Here is a 5192-nt window from a genome sequence, read left to right on the forward strand (position 1 = left end):
TTTTGGCAACGCAGATGCCGTGCCGCAGCCGCCGAAGCGGTGCTTAAGCCGCTAGGCGGGAATTGTGCGGTGTTGCCTAAAATCAAAACAAACAGGCCCGAACCTGCCTGCACCATTGCGGTGCCAGGGTTCGGGCCTGTTTGCTTGCTTGTAACTACACATTCCATGCGGCAGAGCAGCCAGGGAACGCTGCATGCCGCAAAAAGCTAAATTAGTGGATGAAGAGGCTCAGGATGCAGATGATGACGGAACCGAAAACGGGAACCAGGATGGAACCGATGGTCCAGGTCTTCAAGCTGGTCTTGATATCCATGCCGCTGAAGCTGGTAACCACGTGGAAGTAGCTATCGTTCAGGAAGGACGGGCACATGGCGGTCAGGCAGACTGCCAGGCCAGCCAGGTAGGGGTTGATGCCCAGGGTAACCAGCATGGGGGCGATGATGGCAGAACCGGTGATCATAGCGGTAGTGCCGGAGCCCTGCGGGAAGCGCATGATGGTGCCGATGAGCAGGGGAACCAGGATGCCGGGGATGCCGATTGCCACGATGCCGTTGGCCATCATGCCGGCAGCGCCGGTAGCCTTAACGACTGCGCCCAGGGCGCCGCCGCCGGCGGTGATCATAACGATGGGGCCTGCATCGCGCAGAGCGTCGTTCATCATGCCAACAACAGTCTTGTTATCCAGGTCCTTGGCCAGCAGGAATGCGCCCAGGCACAGGGAGATGAACAGAGCGATAACGGGGTTGCCGAGGAAGGTGATGATTTCGCCAACGATGGTGGCCTTGAAAGCGGTCTGGCTGACGAGGGTGTTAGCAAGGATCAGGAAGACGGGGAGCAGCAGGATGGTGAAGGACAGGCCGGCGCTGGGCAGCTTTTCGGTGCTGAGCAGCTCGGTGAAGTCTTCGTTTTCCAGCTCTTTGCCGGCCTTGATCTTGGCATCGATCTTATCCAGAACCTTCAGCTGAGCTTCGGTGTACTTGCTGCGGTCGATCTCGTAAGGAACGACGAACTGCGGGTACTTGTTGCCGAACCAGCGGAACAGGAACACGGAGAAGATGAACAGGGGGATGGAGAACAGCAGACCGGCGATGATGAACATGCCAAGGTCAATGTTGATGCCTTCGTTCTGGAAGGTGCTGACAACAGCCAGAGGGCCGGGGGTGGGGGGAACCATGAAGTGGGTGATATACAGGCCCATGCCCAGGATGCCACCCAGACCGACCATGGATTTCTTGGTCAGACGGGAGAACTCTTTTGCCAGGGAGGACAGGATGACGAAGCCGGAGTCACAGAAGACCGGGATGGAAACAACAAAGCCGGTCAGACCCAGAACAACGTCTGCGCGCTTAACGCCGACAAGCTTCAGAATGGTGATAGCCATACGCTTGGCAGCGCCGCTTTTTTCCAAAAAGATACCCATGATGCAGCCGAAGCCGATGACGATACCAATGCTTGTCATGGTACCGCCAAAGCCGCCGGTCACGGTGCTGATGGCAACGCTTAACAGGTTGCCGCCTTCATTGCCGGTGCCAACCAGCAGGTAGTTGCCGGAAAGAACAGCGATCAGGATAGCAGAAATAATCAGGGATGGGAACGCGTGCATTCTAGTGCAGATAACCAGAACCATCATGACGACAACGCCGATCAACATGGCTATGACTGGATTCATAAAAACATCTCCTTGCTTTTAACGTTTACTTTTTTCATGGGTGCATCGGGTGCACCTTCAACAGACTCTCCGGAAGGAACGGAATGTGTAGAAGAGTTACAAAAGAAGAATCAGATCACAGGGCCGAGGCAATGGATATCAATGGCGCTGAAATACTGGATGGCTTCGTTCTTGGTCATTTCGCCGCTCAGTACGCGCAGCAGCTTGGCAAAGGCTTCCTCGCCAACCTGCTCAATGGTCTTATCGCCGGTAATGATCAGACCGGCGTTCAGGTCCATATCATTTTCCATGCGCTGGTAGGTATTGGGGTTGCCGCAGATCTTGATGACCGGCATGCTGGGGAAGCCCTGCGGGGCACCGCGGCCGGTAGAGAACATCATGAACTGGGCGCCCGTGGCAGCCATGCCGGTCAAAATCTCAGGCTCACGGCCCGGCGTATCCTTGATCCACAGGCCTTTCTGGTCGGTAACATGCTGCGGGTATTCCAGCACGCCCTGGATGGGGCGGGTGCCGCTCTTGACGATGGCACCAAGGCTCTTTTCCTCAATACTGGAAAGACCGCCGGCGATGTTGCCCGGTGTGGGCTGGCCCTTGCGCATATCGCAGCCAATGCTCTTGGCGCGGTTTTCCATGTTGGTTACGATCTCATAGATCTTATCGGCCACTTCTTTGTTTACGGCACGGCGGGCCAGCAGGTGCTCACCGCCCAGGAACTCGGTCGTTTCGCCAAAGATAACGGTAGCACCCAGATCGACCAGCTTGTCGGCTACATAGCCGATAACACAGTTGGAAGCCATGCCGCTGGTGGTATCGGAAGCACCGCACTTGATGGCCATAACGATCTTGGAAACATCCACCGGCTGGCGCTGCAGGCCGGAAATTTCAATGACAAGCTTGCGGGCAATATCGGTGCCCAGCTGGATCGCCTTGCTGACGCCGCCCAGCTCCTGAATGTGGATGATCTCCACATGCTTGCCGGTAGCGCTCAGCTCTTTGTACATGCGCTCGTGGTCGGTGCCTTCACAGCCAAGGCTTACGATCAGGATAGCGCCAACGTTGGGGCTCATGCCCAGGCTGATCAGCGTATCGGTCACGCGCTCCAGATCAGGGGGCATCTGGCAGCAGCCCTGATGGTGCAGATATGTAATGGTACCCTGTACCTGGTGGCAGATGGCGTTGGCAACATCGTTGGCACAGGTAACGCTGGGGATAACGGCAACATAGTTGCGCGCGCCAACTTTGCCGTCCGGGCGCACATAACCCATAAATTCCATAGCAGTTTACCCTCCTTACTTGCCTTCCTTGGCCCAGTCACCGCGGCCGCGCATGCTGTCCAGGTTGTGGACATGCACGTACTCGCCTTTTTTGATGTCCTTGGTGGCAATGCCGATCTCTTCGCCGTATTTGTTGATTAGTTCGCCCTTTTTGATGTCCCGCACAGCAATTTTGTGGCCATAGGGAACATCGCCAATCACGGTAACGGTTTCAGCGTTGCCTTTTTTGTCGCGGATCTCAACTTCGGTACCATCGGTAATGCCATTGGCAAAAATGGTGGCGACGTTATCTTTATCGTTGACTTTCAGCGCCAGCTTTATTTCCATTACGCTCACTCTCCTTTTGCGTTTTTTCTATTGGTTCCGGTTTTGCCGGTTATTCCTTAACAGCAAGCACGCTGACGCCATCGGGGATGACAACAACGCTTGCATCGCGGCCCTTCATCTGGTAGGCAATCTCCAAGGCTTCATCCGGGGTGGAAGCGGGGATCATGTTGGCCTTGCGCACTTCCTCCGGCTTGAGGTAGGTGGTGACGAGGATGACGGGGTGCTTTTTCAGGATGCGGGCATAAATCTGCGGGCACCACTGTTCGGGAATGGTCTCCTTGGGCGGGATCTTGGAAAGATAACCGTCGATCTCGTCCACGGTGCCCATCGTGATGAGCTTTTCAAAGTGGGTGCCGCCCATGCCGTCGGCACAGCTGCAGCACATGATGATGACACCATCCTCACCTGCACAGGCTTCCGCCGTGGCAACGGCCTTGGGGCTCTGGTACAGGTTCTGGTCCAGCGGGTAGCCGCCGTTGCTGGTGACCACGATATCGCCGGTAATGCTGGGGCACTGGCTCCATTTGCGGATAAAGGCAACGCCTTCGGCGTGAGCCTTTTCCAGGTCGCCTGCCCAGGCGGCGATGATCTTTTTCTGGCCGTCCAGCGCTACATTGAAGATGAACTGGACATTGACCATCTTGGCAGCGGCCAGCATATCCTCATGGATGGGGTTGTGCTCCAGCACGCCGGTGTTGGCATACGGGCTGGAAATGGCCTTGTAGCTGTGGTTTTCGTTGACGGTCTCCTGGGAGCAGATGCCAGGCAGGATGCTCTTGCGGCCGCCGGAGAAGCCGGCGAAGAAGTGTGGCTCAATAAAGCCCTCAGTCACCAGCAGGTCACATTCAGCGGCCAGCTTGTTGACGTTGAAGTCTGCACCGGAGGGCAGCACGCCCATGTGGACGAACTGATCCGGGTCAAATGCGTTGTTGATGGCGATTTTCTCATGATCCACGATGGCATCGCCAAACATGCGGCGTTGCTCTTCCTCGGTGGTGGGGCGGTGCAGGCCGGTGGCAATCAGGATGGTGATATCGGCGTCCGGGTTGCCCTGGCGGATCTCATCCAGCAGGATGGGCAGGGTGATCTTGCTGGGGACGGCGCGGGTGTGGTCACTGGTGACCAGTACAACTTTCTGTTTACCCTTGACCAGGTCACGCAGGCGCGGGGAGGCAATGGGATGCTCCAATGCCTCATGAACCAGTTCTACTTCCGTTTTGCCGGCCTTGTATTCGTGCATTTTTGCGGTGACAACAGCTTTCAGGTTGGCTTCGTCAACATGCAGGTCCAAGGTGGAAGTATAGTAAGGAATCGAGATGGTTTTCATACAAATGCCTCCTTGGTTGTGGGTGCTCTATGTTTCGAATCACAAATATTGATTGTATACATCATACGTTTAATACTATGATAATAGCTTTAAGATTGGATAAAGTCAATAGTTTAAACCAAAATAGTAAAAAAAAAACATGCAAATTTGTACAATGCAACAGGAAAACGATTCACAGAATGTTCAAAAACACAATAAAACAATTCCTATATGTGACATTGCAGGAGAAAGTAAATGCAATAAACATACCTGGTAAGTATGTTTATTGCGCTGGGGGCAGTATAGCACGGAATAGTGGGGCTGTCAATAAAAGAGTAACAATTCAGGGAGAACGTGTTAAAAAACAGCGGGGAAAGGAGCAAAATGAGCAAAAAAATCAGGCGCAGACCCGGATGTGGCATCGGGGGTGCGCCTGATAGGAACGTTACGTGGAATAATTTATTATATGCTGTTGACGGTGAAACAATCGGTAGGGCGCGGTCACCCGACCGCGCCGGGACAGTGAGGAAGCAAAAAATTAGGGCAATACCGCATAATTCTAAGTGCCGATACGGCGAGCGAGGTGCGGCAGATGCCAAGCCAAAAGCGCAGATAA

4 protein-coding genes are annotated in these 5192 nt (G+C 54.6%); all 4 read right to left on the reverse strand.

The window, feature by feature from the left end; genetic code table 11:
• Window positions 1–211 precede the first annotated feature (211 nt).
• The 4 genes from C4885_RS15355 to larA all read right to left on the reverse strand — a co-directional run bounded on the left by C4885_RS15355 (window position 212) and on the right by larA (window position 4597).
• Window positions 212–1669, reverse strand: coding sequence for a GntP family permease (locus C4885_RS15355; protein ID WP_114001170.1), 1458 nt, complete (start codon window positions 1667–1669; stop codon window positions 212–214).
• Window positions 1670–1779: 110 nt separating this feature from the next.
• Window positions 1780–2943, reverse strand: a complete 1164-nt coding sequence (locus C4885_RS15360) for a UxaA family hydrolase (protein WP_114001171.1) — start codon at window positions 2941–2943, stop codon at window positions 1780–1782.
• A gap of 15 nt (window positions 2944–2958) precedes the next feature.
• Window positions 2959–3270, reverse strand: coding sequence for a UxaA family hydrolase (locus tag C4885_RS15365; protein WP_114001172.1), 312 nt, complete (start codon window positions 3268–3270; stop codon window positions 2959–2961).
• Window positions 3271–3319: 49 nt separating this feature from the next.
• A complete protein-coding gene (gene larA, locus C4885_RS15370; protein ID WP_114001173.1) occupies window positions 3320–4597 on the reverse strand; it encodes a nickel-dependent lactate racemase in 1278 nt (425 codons plus the stop codon).
• Window positions 4598–5192 lie beyond the last annotated feature (595 nt).

This window comes from Subdoligranulum sp. APC924/74 (assembly GCF_003324125.1).
Taxonomy (GTDB): Bacteria; Bacillota; Clostridia; order Oscillospirales; family Ruminococcaceae; genus Gemmiger; species Gemmiger qucibialis.

What these genes read in the sequence shown, in the direction of transcription:
- larA (WP_114001173.1), bottom strand. Translation starts at nt 4,597, where the DNA reads ATGAAAACCATCTCGATTCCTTACTATACTTCCACCTTGGACCTGCAT.
- C4885_RS15355 (WP_114001170.1), bottom strand. Translation starts at nt 1,669, where the DNA reads ATGAATCCAGTCATAGCCATGTTGATCGGCGTTGTCGTCATGATGGTT.
- C4885_RS15360 (WP_114001171.1), bottom strand. Translation starts at nt 2,943, where the DNA reads ATGGAATTTATGGGTTATGTGCGCCCGGACGGCAAAGTTGGCGCGCGC.
- C4885_RS15365 (WP_114001172.1), bottom strand. Translation starts at nt 3,270, where the DNA reads ATGGAAATAAAGCTGGCGCTGAAAGTCAACGATAAAGATAACGTCGCC.